General features: G+C 72.8%; 20 protein-coding genes. 8 read left to right on the top strand and 12 right to left on the bottom strand.

From position 1 onward, the window contains the following. Positions 1–20: 20 nt before the first annotated feature. Genes RKD20_RS10445 through RKD20_RS10455 form a run of 3 tightly spaced genes read right to left on the bottom strand, consistent with a single transcriptional unit; the run spans position 21 to position 2502 of the window. Complete coding sequence (locus tag RKD20_RS10445) at positions 21–689, bottom strand: ABC transporter permease (protein WP_020122090.1); 669 nt, start codon at positions 687–689, stop codon at positions 21–23. Then, the gene (locus RKD20_RS10450; protein WP_020122091.1) at positions 686–1375 is read right to left on the bottom strand and encodes an ABC transporter permease; all 690 of its coding nucleotides are present in this window, start codon (positions 1373–1375) and stop codon (positions 686–688) included. The genes RKD20_RS10445 and RKD20_RS10450 overlap by 4 nt, the downstream gene beginning before the upstream one ends. Further along, positions 1372–2502 carry an ABC transporter ATP-binding protein gene (locus RKD20_RS10455; protein ID WP_424877483.1) on the bottom strand — a complete coding sequence of 377 codons (1131 nt, stop codon included), beginning with the start codon at positions 2500–2502 and terminating at the stop codon, positions 1372–1374. Before RKD20_RS10455 ends, RKD20_RS10450 begins: the two co-directional genes overlap by 4 nt. Positions 2503–2737: 235 nt before the next feature. Between RKD20_RS10455 and RKD20_RS10460 the strand changes: the two genes are divergently transcribed. Next, positions 2738–4693 carry an ArnT family glycosyltransferase gene (locus RKD20_RS10460; RefSeq protein WP_424877484.1) on the top strand — a complete coding sequence of 652 codons (1956 nt, stop codon included), beginning with the start codon at positions 2738–2740 and terminating at the stop codon, positions 4691–4693. 70 nt (positions 4694–4763) lie between these two features. On the opposite strand, the gene RKD20_RS10465 is transcribed toward RKD20_RS10460, so the two are convergent. The 3 genes from RKD20_RS10465 to RKD20_RS10475 are packed head-to-tail and all read right to left on the bottom strand — an operon-like array spanning position 4764 to position 7587. Beyond that, the gene (locus RKD20_RS10465; RefSeq protein WP_424877485.1) at positions 4764–5501 is read right to left on the bottom strand and encodes an FAD:protein FMN transferase; all 738 of its coding nucleotides are present in this window, start codon (positions 5499–5501) and stop codon (positions 4764–4766) included. A gap of 9 nt (positions 5502–5510) precedes the next feature. After that, positions 5511–6236 carry an FMN-binding protein gene (locus RKD20_RS10470; RefSeq protein ID WP_424877486.1) on the bottom strand — a complete coding sequence of 242 codons (726 nt, stop codon included), beginning with the start codon at positions 6234–6236 and terminating at the stop codon, positions 5511–5513. A 10-nt stretch (positions 6237–6246) separates the two neighbouring features. Further along, positions 6247–7587 carry a ferredoxin reductase family protein gene (locus RKD20_RS10475; RefSeq protein ID WP_424877487.1) on the bottom strand — a complete coding sequence of 447 codons (1341 nt, stop codon included), beginning with the start codon at positions 7585–7587 and terminating at the stop codon, positions 6247–6249. Between the two features lie 165 nt (positions 7588–7752). On the opposite strand from RKD20_RS10475, the gene RKD20_RS10480 reads away from it, so the two are divergent. From RKD20_RS10480 to RKD20_RS10490, 3 genes are all read left to right on the top strand, one after another. After that, positions 7753–8442 (top strand): response regulator transcription factor, encoded by a 690-nt coding sequence (locus RKD20_RS10480; protein ID WP_179200196.1) that lies wholly within the window; start codon positions 7753–7755, stop codon positions 8440–8442. Then, positions 8439–9887: a sensor histidine kinase gene (locus RKD20_RS10485; protein WP_424877488.1), complete on the top strand. Its 1449-nt coding sequence runs from the start codon at positions 8439–8441 to the stop codon at positions 9885–9887. Before RKD20_RS10480 ends, RKD20_RS10485 begins: the two co-directional genes overlap by 4 nt. A 69-nt stretch (positions 9888–9956) precedes the next feature. Beyond that, positions 9957–10958 (top strand): NAD-dependent epimerase/dehydratase family protein, encoded by a 1002-nt coding sequence (locus RKD20_RS10490; protein ID WP_424877489.1) that lies wholly within the window; start codon positions 9957–9959, stop codon positions 10956–10958. Between the two features lie 125 nt (positions 10959–11083). Here the strand turns inward: RKD20_RS10490 and RKD20_RS10495 are convergent, their stop codons facing one another. Further along, positions 11084–12196, bottom strand: a complete 1113-nt coding sequence (locus tag RKD20_RS10495) for a sensor histidine kinase (protein WP_424877490.1) — start codon at positions 12194–12196, stop codon at positions 11084–11086. Next, entirely contained in the window at positions 12193–12915 is a 723-nt protein-coding gene (locus tag RKD20_RS10500) for a response regulator transcription factor (RefSeq protein WP_424877491.1), read from the bottom strand. Before RKD20_RS10500 ends, RKD20_RS10495 begins: the two co-directional genes overlap by 4 nt. Positions 12916–13018: 103 nt before the next feature. On the opposite strand from RKD20_RS10500, the gene RKD20_RS10505 reads away from it, so the two are divergent. The 3 genes from RKD20_RS10505 to RKD20_RS10515 all read left to right on the top strand — a co-directional run bounded on the left by RKD20_RS10505 (position 13019) and on the right by RKD20_RS10515 (position 15488). Further along, complete coding sequence (locus tag RKD20_RS10505; protein WP_424877492.1) at positions 13019–13723, top strand: glycosyltransferase family 2 protein; 705 nt, start codon at positions 13019–13021, stop codon at positions 13721–13723. Continuing rightward, positions 13720–14328, top strand: a complete 609-nt coding sequence (locus RKD20_RS10510; protein WP_424877493.1) for a TIGR04282 family arsenosugar biosynthesis glycosyltransferase — start codon at positions 13720–13722, stop codon at positions 14326–14328. Before RKD20_RS10505 ends, RKD20_RS10510 begins: the two co-directional genes overlap by 4 nt. 260 nt (positions 14329–14588) lie before the next feature. Further along, complete coding sequence (locus RKD20_RS10515; RefSeq protein ID WP_424877494.1) at positions 14589–15488, top strand: class I SAM-dependent methyltransferase; 900 nt, start codon at positions 14589–14591, stop codon at positions 15486–15488. A 292-nt stretch (positions 15489–15780) separates the two neighbouring features. On the opposite strand, the gene RKD20_RS10520 is transcribed toward RKD20_RS10515, so the two are convergent. Then, the gene (locus tag RKD20_RS10520; RefSeq protein WP_424877495.1) at positions 15781–17016 is read right to left on the bottom strand and encodes a molybdopterin-dependent oxidoreductase; all 1236 of its coding nucleotides are present in this window, start codon (positions 17014–17016) and stop codon (positions 15781–15783) included. 113 nt (positions 17017–17129) lie between these two features. Here RKD20_RS10520 and RKD20_RS10525 point away from each other — a divergent pair, with 113 nt between their 5' ends. Then, entirely contained in the window at positions 17130–18479 is a 1350-nt protein-coding gene (locus RKD20_RS10525; protein ID WP_424877496.1) for a hypothetical protein, read from the top strand. A gap of 75 nt (positions 18480–18554) precedes the next feature. Here the strand turns inward: RKD20_RS10525 and RKD20_RS10530 are convergent, their stop codons facing one another. The 3 genes from RKD20_RS10530 to RKD20_RS10540 form a co-directional block, all read right to left on the bottom strand. Beyond that, the gene (locus RKD20_RS10530; RefSeq protein ID WP_424877497.1) at positions 18555–19691 is read right to left on the bottom strand and encodes a C40 family peptidase; all 1137 of its coding nucleotides are present in this window, start codon (positions 19689–19691) and stop codon (positions 18555–18557) included. Between the two features lie 112 nt (positions 19692–19803). After that, complete coding sequence (locus RKD20_RS10535; RefSeq protein ID WP_424877498.1) at positions 19804–20337, bottom strand: RNA polymerase sigma factor; 534 nt, start codon at positions 20335–20337, stop codon at positions 19804–19806. A gap of 85 nt (positions 20338–20422) precedes the next feature. Then, on the bottom strand, positions 20423–21088 hold the full coding sequence (locus RKD20_RS10540) for a M15 family metallopeptidase (protein ID WP_020122108.1): 666 nt from the start codon (positions 21086–21088) through the stop codon (positions 20423–20425). Positions 21089–21417 lie beyond the last annotated feature (329 nt).

The following is a 21417-nucleotide window of genomic DNA, read 5'->3' on the forward strand; positions in this document are numbered from 1 at the left end:
CTCTAGTTGCTCTAGTTGCTCTAGTTGCTCCTGAGTACCCCGCGCGAGACCGTGAGCCGGGTGATCCCCCAGAACACCGCCAGCGTCGCCAGCGCCATCAGCGCGACCAGCGCGGCCCCGCCCACGACCTTCTCGTAGTTGCGCTGGTACAGCCCGTCCACGATGTACCGGCCGAGCCCGCCCAGAGAGACGTACGCGGCGATCGTGGCCGTGGACACGATCTGGATGGCCGCCGAGCGCAGCCCGCCGAGGATCAGCGGAAGGGCGACCGGCAGTTCGACCCGGAACAGCACCTCCACCTCGTGCATGCCCATCCCGCGGGCCGCGTCCACCGGGGCGGGGTCCACCGACCGCATCGCCTCGTAGCTGGTGACCAGGATCGGCGGCACGGCGAGCACGACCAGCGGGATCATCACGTTGATCAGCCCGAACCCGAGCGACAGGGTCATCAGCACCAGCAGACCGAAGGTGGGCACGGCCCGCCCGGCGACGGCGATGAAGGCCAGCGCGTTGCCGCCCCGCCCGTAGTGCCCGGTCACGAGCCCCACCGGCAGCCCGATCGCCGCGGCGATGGCGAGCGCCTCCAGGGTGTACTGGACGTGCTCCCCCAGCCGCGTGGGAATGCCGTCGTAGCCCTGCCAGTGCGCGCTGTCGCTGAAGAAGGCGTTGATGAAGTTGAGGATGTTCACCGGGCGGCGACCTCCGGTTCGGGCCGCTGCGCGCGCCGCGCACGCGCGCCGCTCGGCATCCACGGCGTCATGAGCAGTCGCACACCGACCAGCAGCCCGTCGGCGAGGATCGCGAGGACCGCCATGGTCAGCACGGCGTTCACGGCGAGTTCGGGCCGGTTGTAGATGTTGGCGTCGTTGATGAGGTTGCCGAGCGCGCCCTGGTTGCCGATGAGCGCGCCGACGCTGACGAGCGAGATGCTCGACACGGTCGCCACCCGAAGCCCCGCGATGATGGCGGGCACGGCGATCGGCAACTGGACCTGGACGTAGCGGCGTACGGGCCCGAAGCCCATCGCCGTCGCGGCCGCGAGGGTCTCCTGCGGCACCGAGCGGACACCGTCGACGATCGCCGGGACCAGGATGACGAGCGTGTAGACGGTGAGCGGGATCATCACCGTGAGCTCGGTCTGGCCGGTGTAGTCGATGAGGACCACGAAGAAGGCCAGCGACGGGATCGCGTACAGCACGGTCGTCACCCACAGCACGGGCGGGTACAACCACCGGAAACGCACGCACAGCTGGGACAGCGGCAGGGCGATCAGCAGCCCGGCGAGGACCGGCAGCAGGGCTTCCCTGAGGTGCAGCCCGATCAGTCCGAGCCAGCTGTGCTGGAGGTCGCTCGGGATGTCGAAGAAGCCGCTCATCGGGCGACCTGGGCGTCCGCACGGCCCTCCGCGTGGGCCCCGCGGATCGCCTCGCCGATGGCCTGCTGCGAGACCACCCCGGCCACCCGCCCCTCGGCGTCGACACCGACGGCCCACCCGGTGGGCGAGAGCACGGCACAGTCCAGCGCGGCCCGCAGCGAGTCGGTGCCGGCCACGAAGGGCCGCCCGTACGACACCAGTCGCGTCGCGTCGACACCGCCCGCGGTCAGGTCCGCCGGCTCGATCCAGCCGAGGGGCCTGCCGTCCACGTCGGTGACGAGGAGGTAGGGGGCCTCGGCCGTGCCGCGGGCGGCGATCTGCCCGGCGGTGGCGTCGACGGCGACGACCGGTGCGGTGAGCAGCCGCAGTCCCGCGGAGGGGAAGAAGGAGAGCCGCCGGATGCCCCGGTCGGTGCCGAGGAAGTCCTCGACGAACGCGTCGGCCGGGTTCGACAGGAGTTCGGCGGGCGGCGCGTACTGGGCGAGCTTGCCGCCGGTGCGCATCACGGCGACCATCGTGCCGATCTTGACGGCCTCGTCGATGTCATGGGTGACGAAGACGATGGTCTTGCCCAACTCGTCCTGGATGCGCAGGAGTTCGTCCTGGAGCCCCTTGCGGACGATGGGGTCGACGGCGGAGAACGGCTCGTCCATCAGCAGCACCGGCGGATCGGCGGCGAGGGCCCGCGCCACACCGACGCGCTGCTGCTGGCCGCCGGACAGTTGGTAGGGGTACCGCTTGGCGAGCGAACCGTCGAGCCCGACCCGCTCCATCAGCTCCCGGGCCCGGGCCCGCGCCTTCTCCTTGCCCCAGCCCAGCATCCGGGGGACGGTCGCGATGTTGTCGACGATCGTGCGGTGCTGGAAGAGGCCGGCGTTCTGGATGACGTACCCCATGGACCGGCGCAGCGTGTTGACCGACTGCTGCCGGCTGTCCTTGCCGTCGATCAGGATGGTCCCCTCGCTGGGTTCGACCATCCGGTTGATCATGCGCAGGGTCGTGGTCTTGCCACAGCCCGAGGGGCCGACGAGGACCGTGATCGAGCGGTCGGGAATCTCCAGGGAGAGCCGGTCGACCGCCACCGTGCCGTCCGGGTACCGCTTGGTGACTGAATCTATCCGTATCAAGGCGCCGAATACCCTTCGGGTCTGGCAGAGGTCGTCCGCATTCGGCCGGTCCAGCAGGCCGTCCGGCAGAGTCTAGACCGGTTGCGTTACGTCGTCGGCGGTTGGTTCCGGCGCCGCTGTGGGTGGCCTGTGAGTCCCGTGATTCTCACCCTTCGTTCAGTGCAGCCACAGGGTTCGCCCAGGACCGGGGCCGAGCGTCGTCACCACCACCGCTCGGAGACCTGGAGAACGTGCCATGACGACCCTTGCCCCACCGCCCGCGCCGTCCGTTCCGGAGGGCAGGCACCGGGCCGCGGTGCCCGCCGCGAGCAGCCGGCTGCGCAGGTTGTTCACCGGTGCCCCTGAGGACCCCCGGTGGGCCCGCCCCGCGCTCTGGGCGATCCTGGTGCTGGCCGTGGCGCTGTACGCCTGGAACCTGTCGTCCGTCACCGGCAACACCTTCTACGACGCGGCCGTCTGGTCCGGCACCAGGAGCTGGAAGGCGTTCTTCTTCGGCGCCCTGGACTCCGGCAGCTTCATCACGGTCGACAAGCCGCCGTTCGCCCTGTGGGTGATGGGGCTCTCCGCCCGCGTCTTCGGGTACGGCACCTGGCAGTTGCTGCTGCCGATGGTCGCGGTCGGCACCGGCTCGGTGGCCCTGCTGTACCGCATGGTCAAGCGGGACTTCGGTGCCGTCGCGGCCACGATCGCGGGGCTCGCGCTCACCCTCACTCCCATCACCGTCGCCCTCACCCGGGACACCAACCCCGACCCGGTCCTGGTCTTCCTGATGCTGCTCGGCGCGGCCGCGCTGATGAAGGCCGTGCGCACCGGACGGCTCATGCCGCTGGTGTGGTCCGCGGTCGCCATCGGCTTCGCGTTCAACACGAAGATGATGCAGGCGTACGTCGTGCTGCCGGCCTTCTTCCTCGTCTACCTCTGGGCCGCCCGGGCCGGCCTCGGCCGGCGGATCCGCAACCTCGCCGTCGGCACGGTCGCGCTGGTCGTCTCCAGCGCCTGGTGGATGGTGGTCGTCGATCTCGTCCCCGCCTCCTCCCGGCCGTACATCGGTGGCTCCACGGACAACACCGTGTGGGACCTGGTCGTCGGGTACAACGGCTTCGGCCGGATCTTCGGGGCCGGTTCCTCGGTCGGCTCGCAGGGCAACGGTGCCGGTTTCGGGGGTGAGGCGGGTCTGTACCGGCTGTTCAACAGCATCATGGGCGGCCAGATCTCCTGGCTGATCCCCTTCGCCCTCGTCGCGCTGATCGGCGGCCTGGTGCTGCGCGGCCGGGCGCCCCGCACGGACGCGAAGCGGGCGGCGCTGCTGCTGTGGGGCGGCTGGTTCGTCCTGCACTACCTGACCTTCGCCCTCGCCGAGGGCACCTTCCACCCGTACTACGTCACCGCCATGGCACCCGGCGTCGCGGCGCTGGCCGGTATCGGCGCTGTGATGCTCCACAAAGCCTTCCGTGAGGGTTCGGCGGCGAAGTGGGCCTGGGTGCTGCCGGCGGCGGTCGCGGTCAGCACGGTGTGGGCGGTCGTCCTGCTCCAGCGGGTCTCCGGCTCCGGGACGCTGTACACGGTGGCCGAGGTCGTGGCCGGGGTCGCCGGTGCGGTCGCGGTGATCGGGCTGCTGCTCGGCCGGTTCACCAAGCGGCAGCGGCTGACGGGCATCGCGGCCCTCGCGGCGGTCGTCGCCCTCCTCGCCGGTCCCGCCGCGTACTCGGCGTCGGCGGCCGGCTCCGGCACCAACGGCACCAACCCGACGGCCGGTCCGAGCACCGGTGGCATGGGCGGGGGCGGCGGTCAGCGCCCGAGCGGCGGCAGCGGCACCGAGGGCACCGGCGGGCCCCCGTCCGGCCGTGCGGCCGGAGGCACGGGAGGCGACAGCCAGGTCTCCGCCGCGATGATCTCGTACCTGAAGAAGAACCAGGACGGCGCCACCTGGCTGGTCGCGGTGGCCACCGACCAGGCCGCCTCCTCGATCATCCTGGAGTCCGGTGAGCCGGTGATCTCCATGGGCGGCTGGTCCGGCTCCGACAACGCGATGACCCTGGCCAAGCTGAAGAGCCTCGTGAAGTCCGGCAGCTTGCACTACGTCGTCATCAGCAGCGAGGGCGGCCAGGGCACGAACTCCGCGATCTCCACCTGGGTCAAGAAGAACGGCACGGCGGTCTCCGACTACAGCGGCCTGTACCGGCTCGGCTGACACACACGCGGACTCGCAGAGGGCGGGCCGCCGGTGAACACACCGGCGGCCCGCCCTCGTGCGTGTCGCGTCACGCCGCCGTGACACCCTCCCTGACGGCAGGGAACCCAGGCGTACGCAGCACCCGTCGCTCCGCGTCCACCGCGAACACCTCGCAGCCCTCCAGCGAGGCCGCCCAGTCGACGCCCTCCGCACCCATCGCGAAGGCCCCTGTGGCGACCGAGTCGGCCTCCGTCAGGGTCGGCGCCACGACCGTCAGGCTGAGCAGGCCCGTCGCCGGGCGGCCGGTGCGGCCGTCGAGGATGTGGTCGCCGCGCTCGTAGCGGGCGGAGGTGGCCACCGCCCCGTCGGTGAGCGACAGCACCGTGCACAGCTGGTCGGCGTGCTCGGGGTGGCGTACGCCCACCCGCCAGGGGCCGCCGGAGACGACCACGTCACCACCGGCGTTCAGGACGAAACGCGTCGCGCCGGCCGCCCCGAGCAGCTCGGCCGCCCGCTGCACCGACCAGCCCTTGACCACCGCGCAGGGGTCGAGACGGCGACCGGGCAGCCGTACGTCGAAGGCACCGCCGGTGGCCCTCCGGTAGTGCTCGCACAGGTCGAGGATCTCGGCGAGGTCCGCGCTCACCTCCGACGGCTCGCCGCGGTCGTACCGCGAGACCTCGCTGTCCTCCTTGAACGGGCTGAACCGGGCGTCCACCTCGCGCAGCCAGGCGAAGACCGTGTCCGCCGCGGACTCGGGGACGCTCTCGTCGTCGACCCGCAGCGAGACGGGGAAGCCCATGACGTGTTCGACGCGGTGCAGCATGTCCGTTCCTCAGCCCTTCGCGTCGATGGCGGCCTGGAGGGACTCCTTGTAGCCCCCGCTGGTGATGGTCGCACCGGAGACGGTGTCGATGTCGGCGCTCTGCGCCTGAAGCGTCTCCGCGATCAGCTTCGGCACGGCCGCCGTGGTCTGCGGGTGGTTCGGCTGCTGGAGCATCCTCACCGCCGTGATCTCCGTACCGGAGAAGGTCACCTGGACCTGGACGGTGCCCTTCTCCGTGTCGACCGCGGTGCCGTCGACGGTCTTGGACGCCTGCTCCGAAGACGAGGAGGAGGACGAGGAGGAGGGGGACGGCGAGGCCGTCGCCGCCGTCTTCGCGTTGTCGTCGATCGTGGCCTGGAGGGACTTCTTGTAGGCCTCACTGGTGATCGTCGCGCCCGACACGGTGTCGATGTCCGCGCTCTGCGCCTGAAGCGTCTCCGCGACCAGCTTCGGCACGGCAGCCGTGGTCTGCGGGTGGTCCGGCTGCTGGAGCATCTTCACGGCGGTGATCTTCGTACCGTCGAAGGTGACCTGGAGCTGTACGGGCCCCTTCTCGGTGGTGATCGTCGAGCTCGTGACGACGTTCGAACCGGAGGATCCCGAGGACGAGGAGGAGGTCGACGAGGGCGCCGGCGTGGTGGCCTGGACGGTGGAGGAGCCGGCCGAGGGCTGGTACAGCCACACGGGGATCAGGCCCGCGATGCTCAGGACGACGACAGGTATGGCTCGTTTCACGGTCTGTTCCTCATCCCGCCAGGCTGAAGCGTTCGAAGTGGATCTGCGGCCCCGGCACGTCCAGCTCGCGCAGGCTGCCCAGGACCGCCTTCATCATCGGGGGCGGTCCGCACAGGAAGACGTCCCGGTCGGCGATGTCGGGCACGAGCCGCGCCAGCTCGCCGGCCGCCAGCTTGTCGGGCACCGGCGGTCCGGTGACCAGGTGGAGATCGGCGCCCTTGGCGAGCGCGAGGTCGCGCAGCTCGTCGTAGAGGACGGCGTCCCGGTCGGAGCCGACGCGGTAGATGACGACGGCGTGGCCGTGCACCTCCTCCAGCAGGGCCCGGATGGGGGTGACGCCGACGCCGCCGGCGATGAGCACGGACTCGGGCCGGGTGCGGTGCAGGGCGGTGAAGGCGCCGTAGGGGCCCTCGGCGAAGACGCGGGTGCCGACCTTGAGGTGCCTCAGGGCGGCGCTGCCCTCGCCGGCCGCCTTGGCGGTCAGGCGCAGGGTCCTGCCGTCCGGGGCTGCGGACAGGGAGAAGGGGTTGGCCTGCCACCAGCGGTCGGCGGTCAGGAACCGCCACAGGAAGAACTGGCCCGCCCGGGCGGGGAGTTGGTCGAGGTCCTTGCCGCTGATGTAGACCGAGACGACGTGGTCGCTCTCGGGGACGACGGCCGTGACCCGGAACTGGTGACGCCAGTTCCGCCACAGCGGGAGCACCATGCGGCCCAGGACGACCGAGCCGAGGGCCACGCTCCAGACGCCGTACCAGTAGGCCGTGGCGGCGGACGAGGACGTGAAGGTGGTACCGACCGAGACCTGGTGGGTGAAGGCGAGCACCACGGCGACGTAGGTGTACAGGTGGATGAAGTGCCAGGTCTCGTACGCGAGGCGGCGCCGGGCGTAGCGGGCGGAGACCGCGCCGACCACGAGGATCAGGAAGAACGCGACGACCGCGCGGAGCACGCCCTCGGTGGTCTCGGCGAGGTCGACGATCTCACCTATCGGCCCCACGTCGGTGCCCTCGGCGTAGCCGAAGCTGATGAAGACGACGTGCGCGAGGAGCGTCCACAGGATGCCGAAGCCGGTCCAGCGGTGCCAGGAGGTCAGCCGGTCCATGCCGATACGGCGGTCGAGCCAGGGCAGCCGGGCCACCAGGACCAGTTGGAAGGCCATGATCAGCGCGGCGTACAGGCCGGTGAGGCGGCCGAGCACGATGAGCGCGTTGGAGGCGAAGCCGGCCTGGGCGAAGAACCAGGCGACGACGGCCGCGTTGGCGGCCAGCACGGCGTAGAGCCCGGTGCGGGCCACCACCCTGGGGCGTTTGATCGCCGTGGGGGGCGTGGGGGGCGATTGGACGGTCGTCACGGGTCGTAGCTCCTTGGTCGGGGCCTCTGGATAACCGAGTGGACAACCGAGCTTCTCCGGCGGGAGCTGTCGATCAGCTGTCGTACAACTTTCAAGAGCTTATCGATCTGCGCACGGGACCCACCCCGCTCTGGCTTTCCGGCCGCTGTGAAGCACTATGAGCGGGTGGAAAAAGTACGACTCCTCGTCGTGGACGACGACCCGCCGATCGCCGATCTCGTGGCGACGGTCGCCCGCTACGAGGGCTGGGAGGCGGTCACCGCCAACTCCGGCGAGGAGGCCCTCAGCCGCGCCGCCGAGTTCCGTCCCGACATCGTGGTGCTCGATCTGATGCTGCCGGACATCGACGGCTTCGGGGTCCTGGACCGGCTGCGCCGCTCGGGCACCATGGTGCCCGTGGTGTTCCTCACGGCCCGGGACGCGGTCGCCGACCGGGTGGCGGGGCTGACCCGGGGCGGGGACGACTACCTGGTCAAGCCGTTCGCGGTGGAGGAGCTGATGGCCCGGCTGCGGACCGTCCTGCGGCGCAGCGCCGGGCCCGGCTTCCAGCGCTCGGTGCTCCGGGTCGCGGACCTCACGATGGACGAGGACACCCGCGAGGTGCGGCGCGGCGACAAGCTGCTCACGCTCACCCCGACCGAGTACGAGGTCCTCAGGTACCTGATGCGCAAGTCGCCGACCGTGCTCACCAAGGCGCAGATCCTCGACCATGTGTGGGAGTACGGCTTCGGCGGCCGCTCCAACGTCGTCGAGCTGGTCGTCAGCCGGCTGCGCCGCAAGCTGGACGACACGGGTGAGCCGCTGATCCACACCGTGCGGGGCTTCGGGTACGTCATCCGGCAGGCGGCCGAGTGATCCGGCGGCTCCTCAGGTCGTACCGGCGGCTGCGGCTCGGTACCCGGCTGGCGCTGGGGCTCGGGGCGCTGGCGCTGGTGGTGTTCGCCGTGGTCGGCACGGCCCTGACGACCTATATGCGGGACTACCTGTCGAACCAGCTCGACGACCAGCTGGGGCTGGCCCAGGCCGCCCAGTCCAGGAGCATCGCGGAGAACGGCACACTCGCGGGCAAGAAGTACTGGGGCTGGTACTACGCGGTGTACGACGTGTCGCACGGCTCCCCCGTGCTCCGCAGGCCCGAGGAGCCGAGCGACCTGCCCGAGGACGTCGCCGGTCTCACCGCCGTGGCCGAGGCGCAGATCTCCGCGCACACCGAGGTGCTGCGCACCGAGGACATCGCGGGCCAGGGCGAGTACCGGCTGCGCAGCTGCGAGGTCACACCCGGCGTGATCCTGGTCAGCGGGGCTCCGATGGGCGACATCGACGACACGGTACGGCGGCTGATCACGGTCCAGGTGGTCGCCTTCGGGCTCGCCCTGCTGGCGCTGGTGCTGGCGGGCCGGCGGATGCTGCGCCGGGGCCTGAAGCCGCTGAGCGACATGGCCCACACCGCGCACGGCATCGCCTCGCACGACCTCACCGAGACGGCGTCCCGGCTGCCGCTGCGTGCCGACAAGCGGGGCGGCGGGCCGGAGGTGGAGGAGCTGCGGACGGCGTTCAACACCATGCTGGAGCACATCGACGACTCGCTCGCGGTCCGCGCGGCGGCCGAGCAGCGGCTGCGCCGGTTCGTCGCGGACGCCTCGCACGAGCTGCGCACGCCCTTGATGTCGGTACGGGGCTACGCGGACCTCTTCCAGTACGCCGCCGCCAACGCCCCCGAGGAGCGCGACAAGCACCTGGCCCGGCTGCGCGCCGAGGCCGCCCGCATGGGTTTCCTGCTGGACGACCTGCTGCTGCTCGCCCGGCTGGACGCGGCGGAGGTGGAGACTCCGCTCAGGCCCGTCGAGGTGGATCTGGTGGAGCTGGTGGAGCACGCGGCCGACGCGTTCCGGGCGAGCCACCCGGACCATCCGCTGTCCTTCGAGGAGGGCCCGCAGGCTCTGAAGCTGCGCCTCGACCCGCAGCGGGTGCGCCAGGTCGTCGACAACCTCCTCACCAACGCGGCCGTGCACACCCCGGCGGGCACGGCGGTGTCGGTCGGCGTGCGGGTGCGGGACGGGCACGCCCAGGTGCGGATCGCCGACGCCGGGCCGGGCATCCCGGCCGCCGACCAGGAGCGGGTCTTCGACCGCTTCTACCGTGTCGACAAGGCCCGCAGCCGGGACCGGGGCGGCAGCGGCCTCGGCCTCGCGGTGGCGAGCTCCCTGGTGCGGGCGCACGGCGGCACGATCGAGCTGGGCAGCGCGCCCGGCTCGACGGTGTTCACCGTGTCGCTGCCGCTGAACCTCACCCGGCCGTGAGTCTTACGAAGCCGTGACGTGACCGCGCGGCCCGGCCGTCCGGCCCGGTCAGGGCCCTAGCGTGAGGGCATGCGCGTACTGGTCACCGGCGGTGCCGGTTTCATCGGGTCCCAGATCGTCGAGGCGCTCGCGGCACACGGCCACGAGCCCCTCCTGTACGACGTCCGGTCCGACCCGGCGTCCGACGTACGGGACCCCGACGCCGTCCGGCACGCCCTAGGCGGAGTGGACGCGGTGTGCCACCAGGCGGCCATGGTCGGCCTCGGTGCGGACTTCGCCGACGCCCCGGGGTACGTCTCCCACAACGACCTCGGTACGGCGGTCCTGCTCGCCGCGATGGCCGAGGCGGGGGTGCGGCGGCTGGTGCTGGCCGGGTCGATGGTGGTGTACGGCGAGGGCCGGTACGCCTGTGCCGTGCACGGGACCGTACGGCCGGGTCCGCGGGCCGTCGCCGACCTGGACGCGGGGCGCTTCGAGCCGCCGTGCCCGCGGTGCGGCGCGGCCCTGTCCCCCGGTCTGGTCGACGAGGACGCCCCGGTCGACCCGCGCAACGTGTACGCGGCCACCAAGCTCACCCAGGAGCATCTGGCGGCGTCCTGGGCGCGGGCCACGGGCGGCTCCGCGGTGGCCCTGCGCTACCACAACGTGTACGGCCCTGGCATGCCCCGCGACACCCCGTACGCCGGGGTCGCCTCCTTCTTCCGCTCCGCGCTCGCCCGCGGTGCGGCCCCGCGCGTCTTCGAGGACGGCGGTCAGCGCCGGGACTTCGTGCACGTACGGGACGTGGCGGCGGCCAACCTGGCGGCGCTGGAGGCGAGTTCACGGGACGGCGCGCTCACGTCGTACAACACCGGAAGCGGCGAGCCGCACACCGTGGGCGAGATGGCCCGCGCGCTGGCCGAGGCGTACGGCGGTCCCGAGCCCGTGGTCACCGGGGAGTACCGTCTCGGGGACGTACGGCACATCACGGCGGACTCGGCGCGGCTGCGGGCGGAGCTGGGGTGGAAGGCGGAGGTCGGATTCGGCGAGGGAATGCGGGAGTTCGCGGGCGCGGGGATGCGGGACGCGTAGCCCGCGGCGGACCGGTGGTGCCGCCCGCGAAAGAAAGCGGCCGCGGGCGGCACCACCATTTTTTCAGCGGCCCCTTTACCAAGGGGCCGCTTTTTCACGAGGCGGCCGGTCGGGAGACGGCCGTTTCAGGAGGCCGCCGTCGGCAGCACCACCTCGAAGCGGCAGCCGCCCGGCACATTGCGTACGGTGGCCCGGCCCGCGTGGGCCTCCACGATGCCCCGGACGATCGCGAGGCCAAGTCCCGCTCCGGCGGGCGGAGTCCGGGCGTGGGTGCCGCGCCAGCCGGTGTCGAAGACGCGGGGCAGGTCCTCCTCGGGGATGCCGCCGCAGCCGTCCGTGACGGACACGACGACCCCCTCGGCGCGGTGCTCGGCGGCCACCGCGACCGTGCCGTCGGCGGGGGTGCGGCGGATGGCGTTGACGAGGAGGTTGCCGAGCACGCGGCTCATCTCCTTGCCGTCCACCTCGACCGGCACGGCCGCCACCCGGTCGCCGACCAGCCGTACGCCGTGCTCGCGGGCCAGCGGGTCGGCGCCCGCGAGGGCGTCCGATACGAGGTCGTACAGGGAGATCCGGCTCGGGCTCAGCGCCAGCGCCCCGGCGTGGATGCGGGAGAGCTCGAAGAGGTCGCCGACCATGGCGTTGAGGCGTTCGACCTCGGTGCGGATCTGCCTCAGATAGCGGGCTGGGTCGGCGGCGACGCCGTCCTCCAGGGCCTCGGACATCGCGCGCAGGCCGGCGAGCGGGGTGCGCAGGTCGTGGGAGATCCAGGCGACGAGTTCGCGCCGGGAGGACTCCAGGGCGCGTTCCCGCTCCCGGGACTCGGCGAGTTTGGCGCTGGTGAGCTCCAGCTCCCGGCTGAGGTCGGTGAGTTCGGCGGTCGTGGGGCCGCCGGGCGAGGTGAAGTCGCCGCCGTCGCCGAAGGAGCGGGCGGCGAGCGTGAGGGCCCGGCTGCGGGCGGAGACCCAGCGGCCGAGCAGCAGGGCGGTGGCCAGCGAGACCACGGCGGCCATCAGCACGACGGTCGTGACGACCCTCAGGTCGTGCCCGGACAGGAACATGGCCTGGGCGACCGCGAGGGTCCCGGCCAGCATCGCGGTGACGCCGACGGCGGCGACCACGGTGAGGTGCAGGGAGAGCGAGCGGCGGCGGATCAGCATCAGCACCCAGGCGCCGAGGAGCCCGGCGACGACGGCGCCGAGGAAGGCGTAGAGGGCGATGAGAAGCATGTCGCTCATGGCCGGACCCCGCGTTCCGCGACGCCTTCGAAGCGGTATCCGACGCCCCACACGGTCTGGATGAGCCGCGGGCGCGCCGGGTCGTCCTCGACCTTTCCGCGCAGCCTGCGGACGTGGACGGTGACGGTGGACAGGTCGCCGAAGTCCCAGCCCCACACCTCACGCATCAGGTCCTCGCGGCCGAAGACCCGGCCGGGGTGCCGCAGGAAGAACGCGAGGAGGTCGAACTCGCGGATGGTGAGGGCGAGTTCGGCGCCGTTCTTGACGGCTCGGCGGGCCTGCGGGTCGAGGCTCAGCCCGGCCGCGCGGAGGGCTCCGGACTGCTGGGCGGGCCGGGAGCGGCGCAGCACCGACTCGACGCGCAGCACCAGTTCGCGGGGACTGAAGGGCTTGGTGACGTAGTCGTCGGCGCCGACCTCGAGGCCCAGGATGCGGTCGTCCTCGTCGCCGCGGGCGGTGAGCATGATGACCGGGACGGGCCCGCGTCCCCGCATCCGGCGGCACACCTCCAGGCCGTCCATACCGGGCAGCATCAGGTCGAGGACGACGAGGTCCGGGCGGTGCTCGGCGGCGCGGGCGAGTGCCTCGGGGCCGTCGGCGGCCCGGTCCACGAGGTATCCGGCCCGGTCCAGGTAGCCGGAGACCACCTCGGCGACGGTGGGGTCGTCGTCGACGACGAGGACCCGCGGCCGGGTCTGTGCGTACTGCTGCTGCTCCATGCCGCCAGCCTCGCACCGCGCGCGCGAATGTGCCGCAGCCTGCCGCCGACGTCCTTGTTTCGTAAGGAGCCGGAGTCCGGTTTGCGTGCTTTGCGTTCGTAGGGTGAAAGCCGTGACGACACCTTCACTGAACGAACCGGCGGCGTCCGTGGACGTCGTGCTGCCCTGTCTGGACGAGGCCGGGGCCCTGCCGTGGGTGCTGGAACGCATTCCGCCCGGGTGGCGCGCGCTGGTCGTCGACAACGGCTCCACGGACGGTTCCGCCCGCATCGCCCACGCCCTCGGCGCGACCGTCGTCCGTGAGCAGCGGCGCGGTTTCGGCGCCGCCTGCCACGCGGGGCTGACCGCGGCCACGGCCGACATCGTGTGCTTCTGCGACTGCGACGCCTCGCTGGACCCCTCCGACCTGGTGCCGTTCGTGGCCGAGGTGCTGGCCGGCGAGGCGGACCTCGTGCTCGGCCGGCGCCGCCCGCAGGCCCGTGGCGCCTGGCCGCCGCACGCCCGCGCGGGCAACCTGGCGCTCGCCCGGCTGCTGCGCCGCCGCACCGGTCTGCGCCTGCGGGACCTGGGGCCGCTGCGGGCCGCCCGGCGCGAGTCGCTGCTCGCCCTCGGCCTGACGGACCGGCGCAGCGGCTATCCCCTGCAGATGGTGGTGCGGGCGGCCGACGCGGGCTGGCGGATCACCGAGCACGACGTGCCGTACCACCCGCGCACCGGGGCCTCGAAGGTGACGGGCACCTGGCGGGGCACCTGGCAGGCGGTGCGGGACATGAGCAACGTCCTCAACGAGACGGGGGTGCGCGCGTGACCACGCTGCTCGTCATCGCCAAGGAGCCGAGGCCGGGGCGGGTGAAGACCCGGCTCACCCCGCCGTTCACGCCCGAGGCGGCGGCCGCACTGGCCGAGGCGTCCCTCGCGGACACCCTCGACGTGGTGGCCCGTACCCCGGCCCGGCGCCGGGTGCTGGTCCTGGAGGGGGCGCCGGGCCCCTGGCTGCCGCCGGGTTTCGAGGTCGTCCAGCAGTGCGCGGGCGGCCTTGACGAACGGCTGGCCGCCGCCTTCGCGGGCTGCGAAGGCCCGGCCCTGCTCATCGGCATGGACACGCCCCAGGTGACTCCCGAGCTGCTCACGGTGGACTTCGCCGACTGCGATGCCTGGTTCGGGCCGGCCGAGGACGGCGGCTTCTGGGCCCTGGGCCTGGCGGAACCCGACCCGGCCCTGCTGCGCGGGGTCCCGATGTCGACGCCCCGCACCGGCGCCGCCCAGCGCGCCCGGCTCAGCGGACTGCGGGTGCGGGAGCTGCCGGCGCTGCGGGACGTGGACACGGCGCAGGACGCGGAACTGGTCGCGCGGGCGGCACCGGACGGACGGTTCGCGGCGGAGCTGGCACGGCTCGCGGCGGTGCCGCGGTGACGGGGGCGCAGGTCGGCACGGCCCCTCGGCCCGCCGCGGACACGGAACCCGTACGGCCGGACGGCGGGGCGGGAGCCGGGCCCGAGAGGCGTGGCGCTCGCCCACGCGGCGCGGACACTCCACCCCCACGGCCGGACGGGGTCGGACGCGGGCGGGAGACCGGCCGGGCACCCCGGCCACCGGGCCCGGCCACGGGGGTCGGCTCACGGCCCGGGGCCGGCGCGCCGGACGCGGACTCGAAGCCGGAGCCGGAGCCGGTCATGGCGGGGACGGCGACGGCCCGCACATTCCCAGGCCCCAGGCCGGCAGATCCGGGCGTCGGCCTCCGGCCGTACGACATCCCCTCCCGTGACGGGCGGCCGGGTGTCCCGGTGAGTGGGCCGGGGACCGGCGGCCCGGGGTCGCATGCGGACGGCACCCCTGAAGACGGCACCTGGTCCGCCGACCCCTACGCCCGGGCCCTGCGCACCGGCCGCGGGCCCCTCTTCCTGCGCCGCTCCGACGGCCGGCTGCTCCCGCTCGAACTGGAGCGCTGGTGCGCCGCCGCGGATGCCGCGGACCTGGAGGTGCTGCGGCGCTGCGAGGGTGCGGTGCTGGACGTCGGCTGCGGTCCCGGACGGCTGGTCGCCGCGCTCGGGGCACGGGGGCGGCGCGTGCTCGGCATCGACGTGAGCGAGGCGGCGGTCGCGCGGACCGTCGCGCTCGGCGGGCAGGCCCTGTGCCGGTCCGTCTTCGAGTCCCTGCCGGGCGAGGGCCGTTGGGGCACCGCGCTGTTGATCGACGGCAACGTCGGCATCGGCGGCGACCCGCGGGCCCTGCTCGACCGGACGGCCCAACTCCTGAGGACGGGCGGCCTGTTGATCGCCGAGACGGTCACCGGCCCGGATCTCGACGAGCGGGTCCAGGTGCATGTCACCGACGCCCGGGGTGCCGTCGGCAGCCCGTTCCCGTGGGCCCGGCTCGGCACCCCCGCCCTGCTGCGGCACGCCGCCCGCTCCGGCTGGGCGTCCGTGGATCAGTGGACGGCGGGCGGCCGCTCCTTCGTCGCCCTGCGCCGCCGTACGACGAGGACCACCGCGGAACCGCCGAAGAGCGCGGCCGTCACCAGCAGCCAGCGGGCCAGGAACCCGTCCGCGGACAGGCCGGTCACCCGGGCGTAACGGTCCGCGACCTGCCCGCTGATCAGCGGGAACCACACGAGCAGGAGCAGCAGGGAGAAGGCGGCGGGGACCCGGACGTACAGGACGTGCCGCCCCGCCGTTCTCACCAGAGCCCGGTCCGCCGCCGCGTACAGCGGCAGCAGCACCAGGTCGTGCAGCAGGGCCGCCCCCACGAACCACAGCGCGACCCCGAACCAGTCGCCTGCCAGCAGTCGCACCCCCGCATATCCCGCGAGGGCGAACGAGCAGACGAGCAGGAGGAGTTGGAGAGGGCTGCCGAGAGGGATCCGCATCACAGGTCTCCGAAGGTCAGCCGCGCCACCCACTTGGTGTTGAGCACACCGGGCGCCGCGGGCACGATGATCCGGGCCGGGTGGCCGTGGTCCGGGGTCAGGTCCTCGCCGTTGACGGACAGGGCGAGCAGGGACCGCGGATCTGCTACCTGGTTGGCGCGCAGGGCGGCCCGCCGGAAGGCACCGTGCCGTTGCAGCGACTCCACGAAGAGGTCCGGCGGATCGTCCTCGTACCCGACGAGCGCCGCGAGGTCCCGCAGCCGTACTCCGCGCCACCACTGGTCGGAGGTCGACCAGCCCTCCACACAGGCGATGGGCAACGCCGAGCTGTGCAGGGGCAGTCGCAGGAGTTCGGCACGGCCAAGGCGGACCGTGCGGCCGTCGCGCCCGGCGAGGAGCAGCCGCCAGGCCTCCTCACCGGTCTCGGCCGGGTCGATCCCCGCGTACACGGCGGTCTTGTTGATCTGGAAGCCGCCCGGTCCGGACCCCGGCTCGGCGCCGCCGTGCGGGGCGAGGAGAGCGGTCCGGCGCAGGACGCCGTCGAAGTTCTGCCCGGCCGTGGTGAGGAACAGCAGCAGCGAACCGCCCCCGACGAACCAGAGCGCCCCGCGCCGCGACACGGTCGGCTCGGCCGGGTCCGGGGACACCAACTCGCTCCGCTCCTCCCGGGGTTCCCGAATCCGGCGGAGATTGCGCAGCGCGAGCGGCGTCTTCAGCACGGCATGGACGACGAACGCGGTGAAGAACACCCACGCCCCGTAGAAGTGCAGCGGGTAGAAGGAGCCCGGGAAGAGGTAGTCCAGCTGGACGTTGAGCACGCCGGTCACGAACTCGAACAGGGCGCCGCCGACCAGCAGCAGCAGCGAGATCCGCTCCAGGGCGTGGGCGAGCGAGCGAGCGGGCGGCAGCGTGAACAGCTTCGGCGCCACCGACCACAGCTTGGCCAGCAGGACCGGGATCAGGGTGATGCCCAGGGTGACGTGGACACCCTGGTCCAGCCGGTACAGCCAGTGCGGGTCGGTCGGCCACGAGAAGAGGTAGAAGCCGAGGATCCCCTTGTCCGGGGTCTTGTCGTTCACCGGCGCGAGGTCCGGGTTGTAGGCGGCGTACGACAGCAGGCCCGTCACGAACAGCAGGGTGATTCCGCCGAGGAGGACGATCCCGAGGACCGAGGTGAGCCAGGGACCGCGCAGCGGGCTGCGCCAGAAGGAGGGAGCGAAGGGAGACCGTGCCATGTCCCGACGGTAGGCCCGCGCCACCCCGCAAGCCGCCCGCGAACCATGACGAAACTCTGACGTCGTCGCATGTCAGCCGTACGGAGGCGGTCGTGCCGCCTAGCGTCGTCCGGGTGAACCGGGACCTCCTTCGTGACCTGTACGCGGCCGTGTGCGCCGCGCTCCTCGTGCTGACCGCCGTGCTGGTCGGCCGGGCGATCCAGCACCGGGACGGCTCGCTCCGTGTCGACTGGCCGCCCCTGCTGGCGAGTTGGGACCCGCATGTCGGCCCCGGCACCCCGGCCGCGGTGCTCGTCGCCGCCGTCGTGGTGGTCTACGGCCCCTCGCTCGCGGTCCGGCTGCCCTGGCGTTGGCTGCTGCTCGCCGTCTGGGCCGCGGGCATGGCCTGGACGTGGTCCCTGGCCCTCGTGGACGGCTGGCACCGGGGCGTCGCCGAGCAGCTCACCACCAGGAACGAGTACCTGCGGGCCGTCGATCGCTTCCACGACATCCCGGCGGCCCTGCGGGACTTCACCGGGCACATCCTGATCGGCTCGCCGGACAGCTGGGGCGCTCATGTCGCCGGGCATCCCCCGGGCGCGACCCTCACCTTCGTCCTGCTCGACCGGGCCGGGCTCGGCGGCGGGGGCTGGGCGGGGACCTGGTGCATCACGGTCGGCACGACCGCGGCGGTCGCGGTCCTGATCGCCGTACGCACCCTGGCCGACGAGGCGCTCGCCCGCCGCGCCGCGCCCTTCCTGGTCCTGGCCCCGGCCGCGGTGTGGGTGGGCACGTCGGCCGACGGGTACTTCGCGGCGGTGGCCGCGTGGGCGGTGACCCTGCTCGCCCTCGCGGTGCGGGGGTTCCGGCCGGGACCGTACGGCTTCTGCTCGGGATTGTTGTTCGGGCTGACCGTCTATCTGTCGTACGGCCTGACTCTCATGGCCGTCGTCGCGGGGGCGGTGCTGCTGCTGGGCTCCTCCCGTCGGCCCCTGCTGTTCGCGCTGGCCGGGTTCGTGGTCGTGCCGGTGCTGTTCACCGTGTCCGGGTTCGCGTGGTGGGAGGGGTACCGGGTGCTGGTGACGCGGTACTACCAGGGGGCGGGCGGGGTCCGGCCGTACGGGTACTGGGTGTGGGCGAACCTCGCGTGCACGGTGCTGATCGTGGGGCCGGCGACCGTGGCGGGGGTGCGGCGGGCTGTCGTCCGGCCGGGACTGCGGTCGGGGATGTGGTCGCGGCTGCGGTCACGGCTGCACGGGAACCACGGCGATCTTCGGCTCTGCCTGCTGATGCTCAGTGCTCTTCTCGCGCTCCTTCTCGCGGATCTGTCCGGGATGAGCAAGGCGGAGACCGAGCGGATCTGGTTGCCGTTCGCGGTGTGGCTGCTTCCCGCGTGCGCCTTTCTCAGCGGGGCGCGCGGATGGCTCGCCGGGCAGGCGGTGCTGGCGCTGCTCCTCAACCACCTGTTGCTGACGGGGTGGTGAGGCGCCGCGAGTGCCGTGGATGTCCGAGAGGACCGGACCGGCCGTGCACGGCCGGTCCGGTCGGGAGGGGTCGGGTCAGCAGGTGGCCACGCCCGGCAGCCAGTCGGGGCCCTTGATGTAGATGACGGTCATCCACGAGCCGTCGGTCAGCTTCGCCCAGGCGTCGTTGGTGTAGCCCTCGGCCGTGACCTGCTGGGCGTGGGCCTGGCAGACCACGTTGACCGTGGTCGGCTGCGCGAAGTAGTCGACCACGCCCGCGTTGACGTTGGGCTCGCTGTGGGTGCGCACGCCGGTGCCCCAGGTCTGGAACGCCTTGCTGCCGCCGGCCGGCGGCGGGGTGCTGCTGCCGCCGCAGTCCGGGATGCCGGGCAGCCAGGCCGGGCCCTTGATGTAGATGTTGGTCACCCACGAGCCGTCGGCGAGCTTGGACCAGGCGTCGTTGGTGTAGCCCTCGGCGGTCACCGTCTCCGCGTGCTCCTGGCACTGGACGGACACCTGGGTCGGTCCGGCGAAGGTGTCGACGGTGGCGGAGCCCACGCTCGGCGACCTGTGGGTGCGCACGCCGGTGCCCCAGGTCTCGAAGACCGTGCCGCCGTTCGCGGGCGGCGGGACGGGGGTGCCGGAGCCGTTGATGCGGACCGCGCCCGCGTAGTCGCCGCCGGTGCGCACGGACGTGACCCTGATGTGGGTGCCCGACTCGTACGCCTCGACCATCTGGCCGCCGCCCAGGTACATGGCGACGTGGTGGATGTGGCCGCTGCCCCAGAACATCAGGTCGCCCGGCAGCAGCGGGGCGGTGCCCTGTCCGGCGGAGAACCGGGCGGAGGCCTGCGAGGTGTGGAACTGGTCGTCGGCCGTGCCGTTGAGCAGGTCCCTGCCGGTCGCCCGGTAGTAGGCGTACCGCATCAGGCCCGAGCAGTCGAAGCCCTTGCGCTCGCCGTCGTGGAGGCTGTCCGGGTCGGAGCCGTCGTAGTAGCCGTAGCTGGCGCCGGGCGTGGCCGCGTGGCCGCCACCCCAGCTGTACCAGACACCGATCTGCGAACAGGCCGCGTCGACGGCGGCCTGCGCGGTGGCCGAGGCGCCGGGTGCGAGCACACCGCAGCCGGCGTCCTGGGCGGCGTGGGCCGGGGCGGAGAAGAACGCGGTGAGCGCCAGGGCCGAGGCGCCCAGGATCGCGCCGCTGGTCCGGCGGCGCGTGCTGATGGTCTGCAAGGGACTCTTCCTTCGTCGAGGTGGCGTCGGCGGGATGACGGCGACGCCGGCGGGAGACGCGGTGCGAGAAGCGGATGGCACACCCCACCCCCGTGGAGGTGTGCCATCCGGGCTACGGGTGGAGGGCGGCACGCATCTTGGCGAGTCCGCGCAGACGGTTGCGCTGGACCGTGCCGCGATGGGCGCCGAGCCGCTCCCCGGCCGTGTCGTGGGTGAGTCCCTCCAGGTCCACGAGGATCACCGCGGCGGCCTCCTTCTCGGAGAGCATGCGCAGCAGTGCGAGCGCCGTGGCGGAGGCCTCGTAGGAGTCGAGTCCGCCGTCCCAGCCGGCTTCCGGCAGCTGGTCCGTGGTGCGCTCGCGACGGGAAGGGTGCTGCCAGGAGTCCCGCAGCAGGTTGAGGGCGACGGCGCAGGTGTACGCGTACGGGTGCTGCTGCCGTGTCAGGCTCTGTGAGCGGGCGCGCCGGGAGAGCCGCAGATAGGTCTCCTGGAGCAGGTCGTCGGCGTCGTGCGGATTGCCCGTCAGTGCCAGCAGCCGCCTTCGCAGGCGTGGCATGTCGGCCGTGAAGGACGCGTCGAAGTCCCCGGCGCTCATCCGGTTGTCGGCCTCGCGCGGTGGTGGCGGACAGGTGGCATGGCTGTGCATTTCTTTCCCCCTTGCGGTGATCCCTTGCGGTGATCCCTGCGGTGTTCTCTCGCTGCGGTCGTCGTGCGCCGCCCCGCTCCGGTGGTCAGGCCGGAGGACGGGGCGGGTCGGCGGGGCCGTAGCGGGCGGCCGGTACGCGGCGCAGCAGGGCCCAGTACCGGTCGCCGTACGACCAGTGCCACCATTCCGTCGGGTAGTTGACGAACCCGGTCTCGGTGAGCACCCGGCCCAGCAGGGCCCGGTACTCGCGCGCCTCGGCGCCGATGCCGGGCGCGTCGGTGCGGCAGGCGCCCGCGCTCTCCTCCGGGGTGGCGTTGACCTCCGTGCCGAGCGGCAGTTCCCGGCCCGCGTGGTCGCACAGGGTCAGGTCGACCGCGCCGCCGCTGACGTGCGGGGCGACCTCCGGCGGCGAGATGTACGCGCTCGCCAGCTCACGGATCCGCTCGGGAGCCGCGTCCGGGTGGGCCCGTCGCATGGTCGCCGCGTACTGCTCGAAGTACCGGCGCTGGAGGCCGGGCGGCCGGTACCCCTCCACCACCAGCAACCGGATCCCCGCGGGCAGCATCCGCTGCGCCCGCACGAGCCGCTGCAGCGCACCGGCCCTCAGGTGGGCGTAGCTCCCGTCGTCGTCGGCCTGCCGGGGATCGAGGAGCAGCTGCCCCTCCTCCCGCAGATCGACGAGCGGTTCCCCGCACTCGTCGTGCGTCACCGCGGCAACCCTCGGGTCCGCGAGCGTGATGATGTCGGTCACGGGAAGAGCATCCCGGGGGCCTCTGCAATTGCTCTGCAGATCGCCTGCAAGCGCCGGACCGGGGGTCTGCAGCGCCCTGGCGCCACCCCCGGACCGCCGAGGCCGGCTCCCGCGCCACATCACGGCACTCCGTCCCGCCTACGCCGACTCCCGCGCCGAATCACGGCACACCCGGACCACCGACGCTCGACTCACGCGCCACACCACGGCACCCCCGGACCACCTACGCCCGCACCCGCCGAATCGCGGCACACCCAAACCGCCGCCCCCGCCACACCACCGCACCCCGCACCACCTACGCCAGCTCCCGCACCGAACCAGGGCACCCC

Origin of the sequence: Streptomyces sp. SLBN-8D4 (assembly GCF_049739545.1) — a bacterium.
Lineage (GTDB): Bacteria > Actinomycetota > Actinomycetes > Streptomycetales > Streptomycetaceae > Streptomyces > Streptomyces canus_C.